The 18,526-nt window shown below is 65.4% G+C and carries 13 protein-coding genes and 4 tRNA genes; 15 read left to right on the plus strand and 2 right to left on the minus strand.

Going from position 1 to position 18,526, the window contains the following annotated elements; translation table 11 throughout:
• Positions 1 to 12: 12 nt before the first annotated feature.
• The 11 genes from QTI17_RS05370 (at position 13) to QTI17_RS05420 (ending at position 14,026) form a co-directional block, all read left to right on the plus strand.
• On the plus strand, positions 13 to 1,926 hold the full coding sequence (locus QTI17_RS05370; RefSeq protein WP_478139642.1) for a potassium transporter Kup: 1,914 nt from the start codon (positions 13 to 15) through the stop codon (positions 1,924 to 1,926).
• 47 nt (positions 1,927 to 1,973) lie between these two features.
• Positions 1,974 to 2,201, plus strand: a complete 228-nt coding sequence (relB, locus tag QTI17_RS05375; RefSeq protein ID WP_286531622.1) for a type II toxin-antitoxin system RelB family antitoxin — start codon at positions 1,974 to 1,976, stop codon at positions 2,199 to 2,201.
• A 224-nt stretch (positions 2,202 to 2,425) separates the two neighbouring features.
• Positions 2,426 to 3,544, plus strand: a complete 1,119-nt coding sequence (locus QTI17_RS05380; RefSeq protein ID WP_286531623.1) for an efflux RND transporter periplasmic adaptor subunit — start codon at positions 2,426 to 2,428, stop codon at positions 3,542 to 3,544.
• A gap of 10 nt (positions 3,545 to 3,554) precedes the next feature.
• Positions 3,555 to 6,722 carry an efflux RND transporter permease subunit gene (locus QTI17_RS05385; protein WP_286531624.1) on the plus strand — a complete coding sequence of 1,056 codons (3,168 nt, stop codon included), beginning with the start codon at positions 3,555 to 3,557 and terminating at the stop codon, positions 6,720 to 6,722.
• Between the two features lie 117 nt (positions 6,723 to 6,839).
• Positions 6,840 to 6,926 (plus strand) — tRNA-Leu (locus QTI17_RS05390).
• Positions 6,927 to 6,957: 31 nt separating this feature from the next.
• The gene (gene tig / locus QTI17_RS05395) at positions 6,958 to 8,271 is read left to right on the plus strand and encodes a trigger factor (protein ID WP_286531625.1); all 1,314 of its coding nucleotides are present in this window, start codon (positions 6,958 to 6,960) and stop codon (positions 8,269 to 8,271) included.
• 91 nt (positions 8,272 to 8,362) lie between these two features.
• A complete protein-coding gene (gene clpP, locus QTI17_RS05400; RefSeq protein ID WP_286504210.1) occupies positions 8,363 to 8,971 on the plus strand; it encodes an ATP-dependent Clp endopeptidase proteolytic subunit ClpP in 609 nt (202 codons plus the stop codon).
• Positions 8,972 to 9,112: 141 nt separating this feature from the next.
• The gene (gene clpX / locus QTI17_RS05405) at positions 9,113 to 10,378 is read left to right on the plus strand and encodes an ATP-dependent Clp protease ATP-binding subunit ClpX (protein WP_286531626.1); all 1,266 of its coding nucleotides are present in this window, start codon (positions 9,113 to 9,115) and stop codon (positions 10,376 to 10,378) included.
• Positions 10,379 to 10,497: 119 nt separating this feature from the next.
• Positions 10,498 to 12,939: an endopeptidase La gene (gene lon / locus QTI17_RS05410; RefSeq protein ID WP_286504212.1), complete on the plus strand. Its 2,442-nt coding sequence runs from the start codon at positions 10,498 to 10,500 to the stop codon at positions 12,937 to 12,939.
• Between the two features lie 54 nt (positions 12,940 to 12,993).
• Positions 12,994 to 13,069, plus strand: a tRNA-Gly gene (locus tag QTI17_RS05415).
• Between the two features lie 228 nt (positions 13,070 to 13,297).
• Positions 13,298 to 14,026, plus strand: coding sequence for a Crp/Fnr family transcriptional regulator (locus tag QTI17_RS05420; RefSeq protein WP_286531627.1), 729 nt, complete (start codon positions 13,298 to 13,300; stop codon positions 14,024 to 14,026).
• Positions 14,027 to 14,068: 42 nt separating this feature from the next.
• On the opposite strand, the gene QTI17_RS05425 is transcribed toward QTI17_RS05420, so the two are convergent.
• Positions 14,069 to 15,325: an MFS transporter gene (locus QTI17_RS05425; RefSeq protein ID WP_353506692.1), complete on the minus strand. Its 1,257-nt coding sequence runs from the start codon at positions 15,323 to 15,325 to the stop codon at positions 14,069 to 14,071.
• Positions 15,326 to 15,444: 119 nt separating this feature from the next.
• Positions 15,445 to 15,741, minus strand: a complete 297-nt coding sequence (locus QTI17_RS05430; protein WP_286531628.1) for a hypothetical protein — start codon at positions 15,739 to 15,741, stop codon at positions 15,445 to 15,447.
• A gap of 492 nt (positions 15,742 to 16,233) precedes the next feature.
• Here QTI17_RS05430 and QTI17_RS05435 point away from each other — a divergent pair.
• From QTI17_RS05435 to QTI17_RS05450, 4 genes are all read left to right on the plus strand, one after another.
• Positions 16,234 to 16,307: transfer RNA gene (locus tag QTI17_RS05435), tRNA-Cys, on the plus strand.
• 86 nt (positions 16,308 to 16,393) lie between these two features.
• Positions 16,394 to 16,486: transfer RNA gene (locus tag QTI17_RS05440), tRNA-Leu, on the plus strand.
• A 22-nt stretch (positions 16,487 to 16,508) separates the two neighbouring features.
• Entirely contained in the window at positions 16,509 to 17,141 is a 633-nt protein-coding gene (locus QTI17_RS05445; protein ID WP_286504213.1) for a DUF6806 family protein, read from the plus strand.
• Positions 17,142 to 17,225: 84 nt separating this feature from the next.
• Positions 17,226 to 18,524, plus strand: a complete 1,299-nt coding sequence (locus QTI17_RS05450) for an MFS transporter (RefSeq protein WP_286531629.1) — start codon at positions 17,226 to 17,228, stop codon at positions 18,522 to 18,524.
• Positions 18,525 to 18,526 lie beyond the last annotated feature (2 nt).

Consider the following 18,526-nt stretch of genomic DNA (forward strand, 5'->3'; position numbering starts at 1 on the left):
GGACCACCCACCATGCCCACCTCGACGCCGCAGACGAATCTTTCTCACCCTGCACTGCATCGGCCGCGGCTGCCGCTCGTCATGGTCGCCGCGCTCGGCGTGGTCTTCGGCGACATCGGGACCTCGCCGCTGTATGCCTTCAAGGAGACGCTGAACCCGGAACACGGCGTGCCGTTCACGCCCGACTCGGTCCTCGGGCTCCTGTCGCTGATCTTCTGGGGGCTGATGTTCGTCGTGACGCTGAAGTACGTTGTGTTCGTGCTGCGCGCCGACCACGACGGCGAAGGCGGCATCCTGGCGCTGCAGGCGCTGGCCGCGGGCGCGGTGTCGAAGCCTCCGGCCGGACGCTGGCTCGTTCAGGGCGTCGGCTGGCTGGGCCTGGTGGGTGCCGCCACCTTCTATGGCGACAGCCTGATCACGCCCGCCATCTCGGTCCTGTCGGCGGTCGAGGGCCTCGAAGTCGAAGCGCCGGGGCTGCAGCCCTTCGTGATCCCGATCACGGTCTCGATCCTGATCGCCTTCTTCGCGGTCCAGCGCAAGGGCACCGGGGTGGTCGGCAACATCTTCGGGCCGGTGATGCTGCTGTGGTTCGTCCTGATCGGGCTGTCGGGCCTGTGGCAGGTGCTGCAGCAGCCGCAGGTGTTGGCGGCGCTCGACCCGCGGCATGCAATCGGCTTCCTGCTGCACCACCGGGCCCAGTCGCTGGCGGTGCTGGGCGCGGTGTTCCTGGCCTTTACCGGCGGCGAGGCGCTCTATGCCGACATGGGGCATTTCGGCGCCCGGCCGATCCGGCTGGCCTGGCTGTTCATCGCCTTGCCCGCGCTGGCCCTGAACTATTTCGGCCAGGGTGCGCTGGTGCTGGGCAATCCGGCCGCCATCGACAACCCGTTCTTCCGCCTCTTCCCGTCCTGGGGCGTGCTGCCGATGGTGGTGCTGGCCGCCATGGCCACCGTGATCGCCTCGCAGGCGGTGATTTCCGGCGCCTTCTCGATCACGGCGCAGGCCATGCGCATGGGCTACCTGCCGCGCATGCAGGTCGTCCAGACCAGCGGGCACTCCATCGGTCAGATCTACGTGCCGACCATCAACTGGCTGCTGATGGTGGGCGTGCTGCTGCTGGTGATCGGCTTTCGCAGTTCGAGCGCGCTGTCGGCCGCCTACGGGATCGCGGTGTCGATCACGATGGTGACAACCACGCTGCTGACCGGGGTGGTGGCCTGGCGCCTGTGGCGCTGGAACCGGCTGGCGGTGCTGGCCGGGGTGCTGCTTTTCGCCCTGGTCGACGTCACCTTCGTGACCGCCAACAGCCTGAAGATCCTGCAGGGCGGCTGGCTCACGCTGGCCGTGGCGGTGGGTGTGATGCTGCTGTTCACGACCTGGGGCAAGGGCCGCCGGCTCGGGCTGGCCGCGGCGGAGGCCGAGCGGCTGCCGCTCGAGCCCTTCGTGCGCTCGCTGGAGGCCCACATGCCCTACAGGGTCCGCGGCACGGCGGTGTTCCTCAATGCCGATGCCGATTCGGTCCCGCACGCGCTGCTGCACAACCTCAAGCACAACCAGGTGCTGCACGAACAGGCGATCGTGCTGCGGGTACTGCCCTGCAATACGCCGCGGGTCGACGCCCGCGAGCGGATCGAGGCCGCGTCGCTCGGCAGCGGCGTCTGGGTCGTCACCGCCCGCCACGGCTACATGGAACGCCCCGACGTGCCCGAGTTCATCCGCATCCTGGCCTACCAGAGGGGCCTGGCCTGCGACTCGATGACGACCTCGTACTTCGTCTCGCGGGCCTCCGTCGTCGATGCCCACCTGCCTGGCATGAACCCCTTGCGCCGGGCCCTGTTCCGCTGGCTGCAGCGCAACGCGGGCCGGGCTTCCGACTATTTCGAGCTGCCGGGGAACCGGTTGGTGGAGATGGGGCAGCGGGGATAGCGGAGACTTGCTGGAATCAAATACTTGTATTGCAACAGGGACTCTCCATGCCGATTTCCATTCGCTTGCCTGCGGACGTGGAAGCGCGTCTCACGAATCTGGCGCTGCTAACGGGGCGCAGCAAGACTTCCCACGTCACTGAAGCTGTCGTCGACCACCTGGAAAGCCTGGAAGACTTGTACTTGGCAGAGCGCGAACTCGAGGCGATCCGGTCTGGCCAATCGGCCGCGACCCCGCTGGCCGACGTGATGAAGCAATTTGGTCTGGGGGATTGAGCTTTCGACTCGGCCGGAGAGAACCAGGCCGATCTTGACGGCTTCGCGTGGTCAGGATCGGGAATTGGCGCGACGTACACCGACAGAGGGTCGGGGGCGCCTGAAGCACGGCGTGCTTCGGAGCGACGGCGCCCCCCGATTCCGTTTGACACCGATTCGCGTTTACCCTAGATTACTAACCGGCGGGTCATTAATGACCCCATCCGCAATCTCAAGGGTGCTCCATGACCGCGTCGACCTCCAACCTATTTCCTGGCCGCGCCTGGCTGTTGCTGGCCGTGCTCGCGCTGGCCGGCTGCTCGCGCCCGCCGGCGGCCGAGGAACCCTTGCGTGCGGTCAAGGTGGTCCAGGTCGGGACCAGCGCCTACGACACCGAGCCCGAGTTCTCGGCCGAGGTGAAGGCCCGGGTCGAGTCGCGGCTCGGCTTCCGGGTTGCCGGCAAGATCGCCCGGCGCCAGGCTGAACTGGGCCAGCACGTCCAGGCCGGCCAGGTGCTGGCCCAGCTCGATCCGCAGGACTTCCGGCTGGCCGCCGAAGGTGCGCGCGCCGCGCATGCCGCGGCCCTGACCAACCGCGACCTCTCGCTGGCCGACCTGAAGCGCTATCGCGAACTGCGCGAGCAGAACTTCATCAGCGGTGCCGATCTCGAGCGCCGGGAAAGCACCTACAAGGCCGCCCAGGCGCAGCTCGAGCAGGCGCAGGCGCAGCTGTCGGCGCAGGGCAACCAGACCAGCTACACCTCGCTGGTGGCCGACGTGCCCGGCATCGTGACGGCGATCGAGGCCGAGCCCGGCCAGGTGGTCGCGGCCGGTGCGCCGGTGGTGCGGATCGCCCAGGACGGCGCCCGCGACGTGGTCTTCGCGGTGCCCGAGGACCGCGCGGCGCTGGTCAAGCCGGGCTCGCCGGTGGCGGTGCGCGGCTGGTCCGGCGGCGGCGAACTCGAGGGCAAGGTGCGCGAGGTCGCGGCCAGCGCCGATGCCGTCACCCGCACCTATTCCGTCAAGGTGGCGATCGATGCCGCCACGGCGCCGGCGCTCGGCGCCACCGTCTACGCGCGGCCCAAGGCCCTGTCGCACAGCGGCACGCCGGTGCTCAAGCTGCCGACCAGCGCCCTGCGCCAGGAGGGCAGCGGCAGCGCCGTCTGGGTGCTCGATCCGGCCAGCCTGACGGTGCGCTCGCAGCCGGTGCAGGTGGCGACCGCCGACGGCAACGAGGCGGTCATCGCCTCCGGCCTGGCGCCCGGCATGCTGGTGGTGGCGGCCGGCGTGCACGTGCTGTCGCCGGGGCAGAAGGTGTCGATCTACCGCGACAAGTCCGCGGCGGCGCCGGTGGCGGTGCGTTGAGGGCACCGCGATGAGCGCGCAGCAGAACGCCGACACCGGCAAGGCCGGTTTCAACCTTTCGAAGTGGGCCCTCGAGCACGCGGCCCTCACCCGCTACCTGATGCTGGTGCTGATGCTGCTGGGCTTCGCGTCCTATTTCCAGCTCGGCCAGGACGAAGACCCGCCGTTCACCTTCCGGGCGATGGTGGTGCGCACCTACTGGCCCGGCGCCACCGCGCAGCAGGTCGCCGAGCAGGTCACCGACAAGCTCGAACGCACGCTGCAGGAGGCGCCCTACGCCGACAAGATCCGCAGCTATTCCAAGCCCGGCGAGTCGCAGATCATCTTCGAGATCAAAGATTCGTCGAAGGCCGGCGACGTCGCCAACGTCTGGTACACGGTGCGCAAGAAGATTTCCGACATGCGCCAGACGCTGCCCGCGGGCGTCCAGGGCCCGTTTTTCAACGACGATTTCGGCGATGTCTACGGCGTGATCTACGCGCTCGAGAGCGACGGCTTCAGCTATGCCGAGCTCAAGACCTTCGCCGACGACGTGCGCCAGCGGCTGCTGCGGGTCAAGGACGTGGCCAAGGTCGAGCAGTTCGGCGTCCAGGACGAGAAGATCTTCATCGAGGTCTCGCAGAAGCGCATCGCCCAGCTGGGCCTGGATTTCAATGCGGTGCTGGCCCAGATCGGGTCGCAGAACGCGGTCGAGAGCGCCGGCACGATCCAGGCGCCGCAGGACGTGGTGCAGGTCCGGGTGGCGGGCCAGTTCACCAGCGTCGACCAGCTGCGCGCGATGCCGATCCGCGGCAGCTCCGGCAACCACCTGCGGCTGGGCGACATCGCCGAGATCCACCGCGGCTACATCGACCCGCCGGCGATCAAGGTGCGCCACGAGGGCCGCGAGGTGATCGCGCTCGGCGTCTCGATGGCCAAGGGCGGCGACATCATCGCGCTCGGCAAGGCGCTGCGCGGCGCCACCGCGGAGATCGACAAGCGGCTGCCGCTGGGCGTCAAGCTGGTGCAGGTGCAGGACCAGCCGGTGTCGGTGTCGCGCTCGGTCAACGAATTCGTGCACGTGCTGATCGAGGCGGTGGCGATCGTGCTGGCGGTGAGCTTCGTCGCCCTCGGCCTGCACAAGGGCGGGCGCTTCGGCTGGTATATCGACATCCGGCCCGGGCTGGTGGTGGCGATCACGATCCCGCTGGTGCTGGCCGTCACCTTCCTGGCGATGAATTACTTCGGCATCGGGCTGCACAAGATATCGCTGGGCTCGCTGATCATCGCGCTCGGCCTCTTGGTCGACGACGCGATCATCGCGGTCGAGATGATGGTGCGCAAGATGGAGGAGGGCTACGACAAGGTCCGCGCCGCCACCTTCGCCTACGACGTCACGGCCAAGCCGATGCTGACCGGCACGCTGATCACCGCGGCCGGCTTCCTGCCGATCGGCCTGGCGAAATCGGTCACCGGCGAATACACCTTCGCGATCTTCGCGGTCACCGTGATCGCGCTGGTCCTGAGCTGGTTCGTCTCGGTGTATTTCGTGCCCTACCTGGGCACCTTGCTGCTCAAGGTCAAGCCGCACGACCCCGACGCGCCGCCGCACGAGCTGTTCGACACGCCGTTCTACAACGCCTTCCGCAAGTCGGTGAACTGGTGCGTCGAGCACCGCTGGCTCACCATCGGCGCCACCGTGCTCATGTTCGCGCTGGGCATCGTCGGCATGGGCAAGGTCCAGCAGCAGTTCTTCCCCGATTCCAGCCGGCCCGAGATCCTGGTCGAGCTCTGGTTCCCCGAGGGCACGTCGTTCGCCGCCAACGAGGAAGTGGTCAAGCGGGTCGAGCAGCGGATGAAGGAAGAGGAGGGCGTCGACACCGTCACCAGCTGGATCGGCTCGGGCGTGCCGCGCTTCTACCTGCCGCTCGACCAGGTGTTCCAGCAGACCAACGTGTCGCAGCTGCTGCTGTTGTCCAAGGACCTGCATTGGCGCGAGAAGCTGCGGCTCAAGCTGCCGGCGGTGCTGGCGCAGGAGTTTCCCGAGGCCCGCGGCCGCGTCAAGCTGCTGCCCAACGGCCCGCCGGTGCCCTATCCGGTGCAGTTCCGCGTCGTCGGCGCCGACCCGGCCCAGCTGCGGGTGCGGGCCGACGAGGTCAAGGCCGTGATGCGCGAGAACGCCCACATGCGCGGCGTCAACGACAACTGGAACGAATCGGTCAAGGTGATCCGCCTCGAGGTCGACCAGGACAAGGCGCGCGCGCTCGGCGTCACCAGCCAAGCGATCGCGCAGGCGTCGCGCACCATGTTCAGCGGCACCACGGTCGGCCAGTTCCGCGAGAACGACCTGCTGATCGACATCGTGCTGCGCCAGTCGCCGGACGAGCGCGAGGCGATCTCGGACATCGGCAACGCCTACCTGCCGACCAGTTCGGGCCGCTCGATCCCGCTGACCCAGATCGCCAAGCCGGTGTTCAGCTGGGAGCCGGGCGTGATGTGGCGCTGGAACCGCGACTACGCGATCACCGTCCAGGGCGACATCGTCGAAGGCATGCAGGGCGCGACCGTCACCAACGAATTGCTGCCCCAGCTGCGCGCGCTGGAGGCGAAATGGGCCGCCGACGGCCAGGGCGCCTACCGCATCGACGTCGCGGGCGCGGTCGAGGAGAGCAGCAAGGGCTCGGCTTCGATCGTCGCCGGCGTGCCGATCATGCTGTTCCTGGTGTTCACCCTGCTGATGCTGCAGCTGCACAGCTTCAGCCGCTCGCTGCTGGTGTTCATCACCGGGCCGCTCGGCATCGTCGGCGTGGCCGGCGCGCTGCTGGCCCTGAACCGGCCCTTCGGCTTCGTGGCGCTGCTGGGCGTGATCGCGCTGATGGGCATGATCCAGCGCAATGCGGTGATCCTGATCGACCAGATCGAGAGCGACCGCGCCGCCGGCGTGCCGGCCTGGGACGCGATCGTCGAATCGGCGGTGCGGCGGCTGCGGCCGATCGTGCTGACCGCCGCGGCGGCGGTGCTGGCCATGATCCCGCTGTCGCGCAGCGTGTTCTGGGGCCCGATGGCGGTCGCGATCATGGGCGGCCTGATCGTCGCCACCGTGCTGACGCTGCTGGCGTTGCCGGCGATGTACGCAGCCTGCTTCCGCGTCAAGCGCGAGACGCCGGTGGCGTCAGGAATCGCTCCGGTTAGCGTTTAAAATACGCGGTTGACCGATTTCAGGCGGGTGGCGCGCAAGCCCACCCGCCGCCATTTACCGGAAGCGCGGCACGTCTGAGCTGAGCCTTTCTCGGTATTCACCTGAAAAACTGGAATTGCGCGGGTGGCGAAATTGGTAGACGCACCAGGTTTAGGTCCTGACGTTCGCAAGAACGTGCCGGTTCGAGTCCGGCCCCGCGCACCAGCAAAAAAGACCCCTCAAAAGGAAGACTGAAATGACCGTGAACGTTGAAACCCTCGAGAAGCTCGAACGCAAGATCACGCTGACCTTGCCGGTCGGCACCATCCAGTCCGAGGTCGATTCGCGCCTCAAGAAGCTGGCCCGCACCGTCAAGATGGACGGTTTCCGTCCCGGCAAGGTGCCGATGAACGTCGTCGCCCAGCGTTACGGCTATTCGGTCCACTACGAAGTCATGAACGACAAGGTCGGCGAGGCCTTCTCGCAGGCCGCCAACGAAGCCAAGCTGCGCGTCGCCGGCCAGCCGCGCATCACCGAAAAAGAAGAGTCGCCCGAAGGCCAGCTCGCCTTCGACGCGGTGTTCGAAGTCTTCCCCGACGTCAAGATCAACGACCTGTCGGGCGCCGAAGTCGAGAAACTCGACGCCGAAGTGGGCGACGAAGCGATCGACAAGACCCTCGACATCCTGCGCAAGCAGCGCCGCACCTTCGCCCAGCGCGCGCAGGACGCCACGGTGGCCGATGGCGACCGCGTGACGGTCGACTTCGAAGGCAAGATCGACGGCGAGACCTTCCAGGGCGGCAAGGCCGAGGACTTCCAGTTCATCGTCGGCGAAGGCCAGATGCTGAAGGAATTCGAAGACGCGGTGCGCGGCCTCAAGTCCGGCGACAGCCGCACCTTCCCGCTCTCGTTCCCGGCCGACTACCACGGCAAGGACGTGGCCGGCAAGCAGGCCGACTTCATGGTCACCGTGAAGAAGATCGAAGCCTCGCACCTGCCCGAAGTCAACGAACAGCTGGCCAAGTCGCTCGGCATCGCCGACGCCACGGTCGAGGGCCTGCGCGCCGACATCAAGCGCAACCTCGAGCGCGAGGTCAAGTTCCGCCTGCTGGCGCGCAACAAGAACGCCGTCATGGACGCCCTGATCGCCAACGCCGAACTCGACCTGCCGAACTCCAGCGTGCAGGCCGAAGTCGACCGCATGGTCGAAGGCGCCCGCGCCGAGCTCAAGCAGCGCGGCATCAAGGACGCCGACAAGGCGCCGATCCCCGACGACGTGTTCCGCCCGCAAGCCGAACGCCGCGTGCGCCTGGGCCTGGTGGTGGCCGAACTGGTTCGCGCCAACAACCTCCAGGCCAAGCCCGAGCAGATCAAGGCCCACATCGACGAGCTGGCCGCCAGCTACGAGAAGCCGGCCGACGTGGTGCGCTGGTACTTCAGCGACAACCGCCGCCTGGCCGAAGTCGAAGCGGTGGTCATCGAGAACAACGTCACGGACTTCGTGCTCGGCAAGGCCAAGGTCAATGCCAAGTCGGTGTCCTTCGACGAACTGATGGCCCAGCAGGGTTGATCCTGCCCGCCGCCGCGCCCTGGGGCTTGTGCTTTTCGGCACGGGCCCCATGTCGTCTGGGTACCGAATAAAACCCCTCTGGAGAGCACACATGAGCGCACAGGACATTCAAGGCCTCGGCATGGTTCCGATGGTCATCGAGCAATCGGGCCGCGGCGAGCGTTCCTACGACATCTATTCGCGCCTGCTCAAGGAGCGCGTGATCTTCCTGGTCGGGGAAGTCAACGACCAGACCGCCAACCTGGTGGTGGCGCAGCTGCTGTTCCTCGAGAGCGAGAACCCTGACAAGGACATCTCGTTCTACATCAACTCCCCGGGCGGCAGCGTCAGCGCCGGCATGGCGATCTACGACACCATGCAGTTCATCAAGCCGGACGTCTCGACCCTGTGCATCGGCTTCGCGGCCAGCATGGGCGCCTTCCTGCTGGCGGCCGGCGAGAAGGGCAAGCGTTTTTCGCTGCCCAACTCCAAGATCATGATCCACCAGGTCCTCGGCGGCGCCCGCGGCCAGGCGACGGACATCGAGATCCATGCCCGCGACATCCTCAAGACCCGCGAGCAGATGAACCGCATCCTGGCCGACCGTACCGGCCAGTCGTTCGAGAAGATCGCCCGCGACACCGAGCGCGACTACTTCCTGACGGCCGACGAGTCCAAGGAATACGGCCTGATCGACCAGGTCATCGCCAAGCGCAGCTAAAAAAAGCCCCCGCGCCGAGGCGCGCGAGCAACAACGGCGTTTTCCATAGGGGAAAGCGCCGTTTTTCTTCAGGTCACCGACGGGCTTGTGGGCTTTCATCTTCGCTATCATTGTTAAACCCCTGTTACGAGGCATCTGCCCATGGCCGAGAAAAAAGGCTCCTCCAGCGAAAAAACGCTTTACTGCTCGTTCTGCGGGAAGAGTCAGCACGAGGTCAAGAAGCTGATCGCCGGTCCGTCGGTCTTCATCTGCGACGAGTGCATCGATCTGTGCAACGAGATCATCCGCGACGAACTGCCTGCGGGTGACGAGTCGCGCGAGGCGCGCAACGACCTGCCGACGCCGCTCGAGATCAAGGCCAACCTCGACAACTACGTGATCGGCCAGGAGCCCGCCAAGCGGATGCTCGCGGTGGCGGTCTACAACCACTACAAGCGGCTGCGCCACAAGGAGAAATCCAAGGGCGACGACGTCGAGCTCAGCAAGAGCAACATCCTGCTGATCGGGCCGACCGGCTCGGGCAAGACGCTGCTGGCCCAGACCCTGGCGCGGATGCTCGACGTGCCCTTCGTGATGGCCGACGCCACCACGCTGACCGAGGCCGGCTATGTCGGCGAGGATGTCGAGAACATCATCCAGAAGCTGCTTCAGAGCTGCAACTACGAGGTCGAGCGGGCCCAGCGCGGCATCGTCTACATCGACGAGATCGACAAGATCTCGCGCAAGTCGGACAACCCCTCGATCACCCGCGACGTTTCGGGCGAGGGCGTGCAGCAGGCGCTGCTGAAGCTGATCGAAGGCACCATGGCCAGCGTGCCGCCGCAGGGCGGGCGCAAGCACCCGAACCAGGACTTCCTGCAGATCGACACGACCAACATCCTGTTCATCTGCGGCGGCGCCTTCGCCGGCCTCGAGAAAGTCATCGAGAACCGCACCGAGGCCTCGGGCATCGGCTTCGGCGCCTCGGTCAAGAGCAAGCAGCAGCGCAGCCTCACCGAGGTGTTCCGCGAGGTCGAGCCCGAGGACCTGATCAAATTCGGCCTGATTCCGGAACTGGTCGGCCGGATGCCGGTCGTCGCGTCGCTGGCCGAGCTCAGCGAGGACGCGCTGGTGCAGATCCTGACCGAGCCCAAGAATGCGGTCGTCAAGCAGTTCACCAAGCTGCTGCAGATGGAGGGCGTCGACCTCGAGATCCGTCCCGCGGCGCTGAAGGCGATCGCCCGCAAGGCGCTGGCTCGCAAGACCGGTGCCCGCGGCCTGCGCTCGATCCTCGAGCAGTCGCTGATCGACACCATGTTCGAGCTGCCGAACGCGACCAATGTCGACAAGGTGGTGGTCGAAGAGTCGACAATCGACGAGAACAAGCCCCCGCTGCTGGTCTACCGCGAGGCGGCCAAGAAGGCCTGAATGCAGCTCCGGACGTCCGCTCTCGGCCAGGCGTCCGGCGTCTTCGACGAAGACCGTGCCCGCGCACTTGAAAAGTGCGCGCGGCCAACCATCTCTCCATGATCAAGTAAAGGATTCCCATGTCCGGTCATACCCCCCTGCCTGCCACCGAGCTCGACCTCCCGCTGCTGCCGCTGCGCGACGTGGTCGTGTTCCCCCACATGGTCATCCCGCTGTTCGTCGGCCGGCCCAAGAGCATCAAGGCGCTCGAGCTGGCGATGGAGGCCGAGCGCCGCATCATGCTGGTGGCGCAAAAGGCCGCCGCCAAGGACGAGCCCTCGGTCGAGGACATGTTCGAGGTCGGTTGCATCTCGACCATCCTCCAAATGCTCAAGCTGCCCGACGGCACGGTGAAAGTGCTGGTCGAGGGCCAGCAGCGCGCCCGCGTGAACCGCATCGACGACGGCGAGACCCATTTCTCGGCCAACGTGACCCCGGTCGAAGTGGCCGAGGCCGCGACCCAGAAGGGCACCGAGATCGAGGCGCTGCGCCGCGCGGTGATGCAGCAGTTCGACCAGTACGTGAAGCTCAACAAGAAGATCCCGCCCGAGATCCTGACCTCGATCTCGAGCATCGACGATCCGGGCCGGCTGGCCGACACCATCGCCGCCCACCTGCCGCTCAAGCTCGACAACAAGCAGGCGGTGCTCGACCTGGACGACATCAAGGCCCGGCTCGAGAACCTGTTCGGCCAGCTCGAGCGCGAAGTCGACATCCTCAACGTCGACAAGAAGATCCGTGGCCGCGTGAAGCGCCAGATGGAGAAGAACCAGCGCGACTTCTACCTCAACGAGCAGGTCAAGGCGATCCAGAAGGAGCTCGGCGAAGGCGAGGAGGGCGCGGACATCGAGGAGATCGAGAAGAAGATCAAGCTCGCCAAGATGCCCAAGGAAGCGCTCAAGAAGGCCGAGAGCGAACTCAAGAAGCTCAAGCTGATGTCGCCGATGTCGGCCGAGGCCACGGTGGTGCGCAACTACATCGACGTGCTGATCGGCCTGCCCTGGAGCAAGAAGACCAAGATCAAGCACGACCTCGCCAATGCCGAGGCGGTGCTCAACGAAGACCACTACGGGCTGGAGAAGGTCAAGGACCGCATCCTGGAATATCTCGCGGTGCAGCAGCGCGTCGACAAGGTGAAGGCGCCGATCCTGTGCCTGGTCGGCCCTCCGGGGGTCGGCAAGACCTCGCTCGGGCAGTCGATCGCCAAGGCGACCGGCCGCAAGTACACCCGCATGGCGCTGGGCGGCATGCGTGACGAGGCCGAGATCCGCGGCCATCGCCGCACCTACATCGGCGCCCTGCCGGGCAAGGTGCTGCAGAGCCTCAACAAGGTCGGCACCCGCAACCCGCTGTTCCTGCTCGACGAGATCGACAAGCTCGGCACCGACTTCCGCGGCGATCCGTCGAGCGCGCTGCTCGAAGTGCTCGACCCGGAGCAGAACCACACCTTCGGCGACCACTACGTCGAGGTCGACTTCGACCTCTCCGACGTGATGTTCGTCGCCACTTCGAACTCGATGAACATCCCGCCGGCGCTGCTGGACCGGATGGAAGTGATCCGCCTGGCGGGCTACACCGAGGACGAGAAGACCCACATCGCGCTGAAGTACCTGCTGCCCAAGCAGATGAAGAACAACGGCGTCAAGGAAGACGAGCTGCTGATCAACGAGGAAGCGGTGCGCGACATCGTGCGCTACTACACCCGCGAGGCTGGCGTGCGTTCGCTCGAGCGCGAGCTGTCGAAGATCTGCCGCAAGGTGGTCAAGGGCCTGCTGCTCAAGAAGATGGAGCCCAAGGTGCTGGTCACCGGCGCCAACCTCAACGACTTCCTGGGCGTGCGCAAGTACAGCTTCGGCCTGGCCGAGAAGCAGAACCAGGTGGGGCAGGTGGTCGGCCTGGCCTGGACCGAGGTCGGCGGCGACCTGCTGACGATCGAGGCGGTGACGATGCCCGGCAAGGGCGTGATCAGCCGCACCGGATCGCTGGGCGACGTGATGAAGGAATCGGTGGAAGCGGCGCGTACCGTGGTGCGCAGCCGTGCCCGCCGGCTCGGCATCAAGGACGAGGTGTTCGAGAAGCGCGACATCCACATCCACGTGCCCGATGGCGCGACGCCGAAGGACGGCCCGAGTGCGGGTGCAGCGATGACCACCGCCTTCGTGTCGGCGCTGACCGGCATTCCGGTGCGCGGCGACGTCGCGATGACCGGCGAGATCACCTTGCGCGGCGAGGTCACTGCGATCGGCGGCCTGAAGGAAAAGCTGCTGGCCGCCCTGCGCGGCGGCATCAAGACCGTGCTGATCCCCGAGGAGAACGCCAAGGACCTGCAGGACATTCCCGAGAACGTGAAGAACGGCCTCGAGATCGTGCCCGTCAAGTGGATCGACAAGGTGCTCGAGATCGCGCTCGAGAAGATGCCGACGCCGCTGTCCGACGAAGAGGTCGCAGCGTCCGCGGCGGCGGTGGCCGAGCTCGCCAAGCAGCGCGCGGCGGCGCCGGCCGAAGGATCGGTGAAGCACTGAGCTTCGGGAGTTGTGGAGCCCCGAAAAAATGCTATATAATTCGAGGCTCGAAACGCGGGAATAGCTCAGTTGGTAGAGCGCAACCTTGCCAAGGTTGAGGTCGAGAGTTCGAGACTCTTTTCCCGCTCCAATTCAAGTTTCATGGTGCATGCACTGCGCGCCATGAGTCAACAAAAAAAGAGGCTTCGGCCTCTTTTTTCATTTGTGTGCCGCCAGCCCGAGGCGGCCACGGCTCTGTCTCCCCACCGCCACGGCACGAAGCGTCTCCAACGGATGCTTCTTCGCGAAATCGAGACTGCTCCTATGGATAGTGCGAGGTGTTTTACGTAGCTTCGCCTCTTCACAGGAGTATCCGGCGATGAAGCTCGCGCACACCATCGGTCTCATCGAGAATCTGCCGCTTTTTCAAGGCCTGGATGCCCCGCTGGTCGAGAAGATCGCGAAGGCGGCGCGCGTGATGCGCGTCTTGAAGCGAGACATCGTCTATCGCAAGGGCGACGTTTGCGATGGGTTCTATCTGGTGTCCTATGGTCGCATCCGGTTGTCCCTGTTTTCGAGCCAAGGCCTCGAGAAGCCGATCCAGATTGCCGGCATGGGAAACAGCTTTGGCGACGCCACCATGCTGCAGGAATTGGCGCACTACACCACCGGCATCGCGGTGGAGGACTCAGGCCTCGTCTTTGTCCCCAAAGATGTCGTGACCGAGCTTTTGCAATCCGATGGCCGACTGGCCATGCGCATGCTGGCCAATCTGGCCTACCGCCTGCATCTGATGGTGGATGACATTGACGACTTCCTTTTGCAGCCGCCTGCCGCGAGATTGGCGACCTATCTGTTGCGCCTCATCCCGTCACGGAGCATCGAGAACCGAAACGTGCAATTGTTCTTGCACAAACACCTGATGGCCGCACAGTTGAACTTGAAGCCCGAAACACTGTCTCGGTACTTTCGGGAGTTCTGCAACCAGGGATTGATCGAACTCGATGGCAGCAGGATCACGATCTTCAGCGTGGATCGGCTCTGCCAATATGGTTCGAGCGAAAACATGAAGGGCGCCGCTGGCAAGCGCAAGCACAAACTGCTGTGAGGCGGCTCGTGCTTGGGTGTAGCGGTCGACCCGTTCGGCCCGTCAAGCCCGGATGGCCGCTGCCTGGAAGAACGTGCGCTCGCGCAGCCAGATGACCGTGCTGCACGCAACGATCACGACTTGCGTCCCGATCAATAGCGCGAACCCGACGAAGAATCCGGCCTTGGCGTCGCCGCCTTCGGACGCCAGGGCGATGGCCCATCCCATCAAGAGCGGCATCAGGCCCGAAACCAGGCCTGCGCAGCCCAGGGCCACGCCGCAGGAGCTTGCGGTGTACTCGGGCTTGGAAAAGTACTGGATCAGCGCCAGGACGCCGGGGTAGCTCAGGCCCCAGAAGAAATTGGCCGCGGTAAGAAAGCCGACCGCCACGAGTCTGTCCTCGGCGTTGATGGCGAGATAGATCGAGAGCGCCACCAGCAGCGCCGATGCGCTGAACAGCAATGGCACGTTGCGCCGCTCGATGCGATCCAGCAACACGCCGCTCAGCAGGATCGAGACGACCGATGCCCACTGCGGCAAGGATGCCAGCGGTCCCATCTCGCTGAACGAGAACCCGCGCGCCTCCTTGAGGTAGGAGGGCAGCCAGCTGCCGCTCCCCCACAGATAGGCCAGCGTCATGGTGGCGATCGCGGCCATCAACAGGATGTTGCGGGTCTGGAGCGCGCCATGGATCATGGTGGGCACCTTCGCGCAGGCCTGGGTGAAAGTGGGCTTGGCCGGCGCCCCATCCGGCGCGACCGGCATGCGGATGAATGCCAATACCAGGGGAACGCCGATGAGGATGTTGACCAGGCCGAGCACCACGAACGAGGCTTGCCAGTGGATGCCGACCACCAGCGCGCTGATCAATGGATAGCCGAGTGCCAGGCCAATGCCGGTGCCTGTGTTCAGGATCGCGTTCGGTTTTCCGTTTTCCTGGGCGTCGTAGTACGACTTGATGTATGACGATGCCAAGGCGAACAAGGGTCCTTCACTGAGCCCCAGGAAGACTCGCGACAGCAGGAGGGCGCCGTAGCTGTCGAAAAATGGCGTTGCCAGAGTGACGGATCCCCAGAGCAGGAGGCCGTAGATCAGGCTGCGTCGCACGCCGAACAAGGCCTCGCAGAACGGCGTGAGGAAGAATGCTGCCGAACCATAGCCGATCATGAAAGCGGTCGCCAGGAGACCCTGGGCTGCGCGATCGGAGGCCACGATCCCATGTGCGAAAGAAAGTCCCTGTCGGCGATGAGAATGGAAATATTGATTCTGTCGATGTAAGCGATGATGACGATCGCAAATAGGGTGAATACGCCGTGCCACCTCGACTTGTTCGATTTCATTCTTGCCTCCCTTCTGCCTGTTGGTAAAAAAATCGGCAGCTCAAAAAATATCGAGCTGCCGAAAAAATACCGAGTGTTCTGGTTGTCTATCGCATCGCGTCAAACTGTCATCCAGGCGTGCTCTTCAACGGTCTGAAAAACGCCCGGCGGAGCCATCGGGATCTTGTTGTCGATGGAATCCCGGATCGCCGCGGTCTTCATTTTTTCGACTTCCGCCAGGCTTTCGAAGCTCTCCACCATGACGATCTGGCCCACCGGGCCGCCAAAGCGGACGTAGACTTCTGCATTCAGGGAGTAGAGCTTGTTGACTGCTTCCTTGCGGGCTTTGGCGAATTTCAGGGCTTCCGTTTGCTGGCCGGGATGGGGGATTCCGATGCGGGTGAAAAGAACAGGCATATTGACTCCTTGATGTAGGCCGCCGGATGAATGGTTGTGACAGATCGCTGCTCCGGGTTTTTCAACGACCCGGATGTCATGCTAACCATTCATTTGATCTTTACGGGCTGCTGAATTTTCCCGACCAGAAATTCTTGATTTAAATCAAGGAATAATTTTTCCAATTGAATTAAAGGGTATTCCCGACTTCATCGGCGTGATCGAGTCGTTGAATCTGGCGGGTGCTCGCCTCCCCCGACCCCGACACTCCGCCGGTGCCTCGTACATCACCTCGTGCGCGACCTGATGGCGGCGACGAGCCATGGCTCTTCCGGCGGCCGGAGCCGTTTCGCCAAGAGTGTCCCCGAGGCGGGTCTGGCGTGTTGTAGAATCGTAGGCTTTCCGGGAGAAAAAGCCCTGCGGCAGGTTCGCAGGCTGGACTCACGAAAAGCTGGCCCCTCGCGGCTTCGGCGCGTTCGACGCGTTCAGAGCGGCAAGACTGGAAAAAAGCGTGGCGCGATAGCAAAGCGGTTATGCAACGGATTGCAAATCCGTCTAGCCCGGTTCGACTCCGGGTCGCGCCTCCACCGACATCGGTACCCAAAGTGCAGCCCCGCCAACCCACGTTGCCGGGGCTGTGTTCGTTTGCGGTATCGTCGTCGTTCGACCGGAAGCCCGGATGGTGAAATTGGTAGACACATCGGACTTAAAATCCGCCGCTTCCTGAATAAGGGGCATACCGGTTCGACCCCGGTTCCGGGCACCACCACACTACAAGGGAGCAAGACATGCCTCGCTACAACGCTCCGTTCGAAATCCATGTGCACGGCGACGTGCCGCTGCGTTCCGACGTGAGCTTCGAGCAGATCCAGGAAGCGCTCGCGCCGCTCTGGAAGTACGCCGGCGCCAAGTCGCTGGCCGATGGCGCCACCAGCGTCTACGAAGAAGAACCGGGCATCCGCTTCGAGCAGAAGGAGCACATGCTCCAGATCTGCTGGACCGTGGCCGGCGACGAAGACTTCCGCCAGGCGCTCGACGAGATGTGCATGGCGCTCAACGAGCTGTCCGAGCAGGGCGCCGCGCTCGAGGTCACCTTCTACGACACCGACTTCGACGAGGAAGAGGGCGATCCCGACGAAGAGTCGCGCGACGACTTCCTGATGCTGTTCGTCGGCCCGAACCCGGCCGCGATCATGCAGGTGCAGCGCGACCTGCTGGTCGAAGACGTGGTGAACCTCATGGAGCGCCACTTCGACGGTGCCGAACTCGGCGGCGTGGTGGCCGAGATCGACAAGCTCTTCGGCGAGCGCTTCGACGCGCTGGTCAATTCGCTCGAGATCGGCAAGCGCCCGCGCGGCGGCACCGGGGGCGCCGGCAGCGGCGGCCACGGCGGCGGCCGCCGTCCGCGGCACCTGCACTAGCCCACTAGCCCACTAGCGCCTCGGGTCACGGGCCGGCCACGCCGGTCCGCTATGCTCTGCGACCATCGTTTCGCGGAGTCTCGCTTGGCCCTGTTTCCCCAGTCCGCCCTCCAGCCCGGCGTGCGCAAGCGCGAGGTGTTCGGATGGGCGATGTACGACTTCGCCAATTCGGGCTACACCACGGTGGTCATCACCGCCGTGTTCGCCGCCTATTTCGTCGGCGGCATCGCCAAGGGCGCGCCCTGGGGGGCCTTCGCCTGGACCGTGGCGCTCAGCATCTCCTATGCGATCGTGATGCTGACGATGCCGGCGATCGGCGCCTGGGCCGACCTGCGCGCGGCCAAGAAGCGGGTGCTGGTCATCGTGACCGTCGCCTGCGTGGCCGGCACCGCGGCGCTGGCGCTGACGCCGCGCCTGGTCGGGCCCTTCGCGGTGGCGCTGGCGATGGCGCTGGTGATCGTCTCCAACACCTTCTACTCCTACGGCGAGTCGCTCACCGGCGCCTTCCTGCCGGAACTGGCCACGGCCGACGGCATGGGCAAGGTGAGCGGCTGGGGTTGGGGCTTCGGCTACCTCGGCGGCATGCTGGCCCTCGGCCTGTGCCTGGCCTACGTGCTCTGGTCCCAGGCCCGGGGCCTGCCGGCCTCGCATTTCGTGCCGGTCACGATGTTGATCACGGCCGCGCTGTATGGCGCGGCCGCCTGCGTCACCTTCGCGCTGCTGCCCGAGCGGGCCCTGCCGCAGCAGCGCGGCGCCGAGCAGGGCGCCTGGCAGCAGCTGCGCGACACCTTCCGCGAGGCCCGCGCCTACCGCGACTTCATGTGGCTGCTGGCCTGCACCGTCTGCTACCAGGGCGGCGTCGCGGTGGCGATCACGCTGGCGGCGATCTACGCCGAGCAGGTGATCGGCTTCGTGCCCAGCGAGACGATGGTGCTGATCTTCGTGCTCAACATCGCAGCCGCGCTCGGCGCCTTCGGCTTCGGCTACCTGCAGGACCGGATCGGCCATCGGCGTTCGCTCGCGGGCACGCTGGTGGCCTGGATCGCGGTGTGCCTGATCGCGGCCTCCGTCAGCACCAAGGGCGGCTTCTGGTGGGCCGCCACGATCGCCGGGCTGGCGATGGGGTCCAGCCAGTCGGCCGGGCGCGCCATGACCGGCATCCTGGCGCCGCCGCGGCAGCTGGCCGAGTTCTTCGGCCTCTGGACCTTCGCCACCCGGCTGGCGAGCATCGTCGGCCCGTTGAGCTACGGCGCGATCACCTGGGCCACCGGCGGCAACCAGCGGATCGCGATCCTCTCGACCACGGTGCTGTTCGTCGCCGGCCTGCTGCTGCTGCTGCCGATCGACATGCGGCGCGGACGAGAGGCGGCGCTGCGCGCCTGAGC

Source organism: Variovorax sp. J31P179, from assembly GCF_030316985.1.
GTDB lineage: Bacteria > Pseudomonadota > Gammaproteobacteria > Burkholderiales > Burkholderiaceae_C > Variovorax > Variovorax ginsengisoli_B.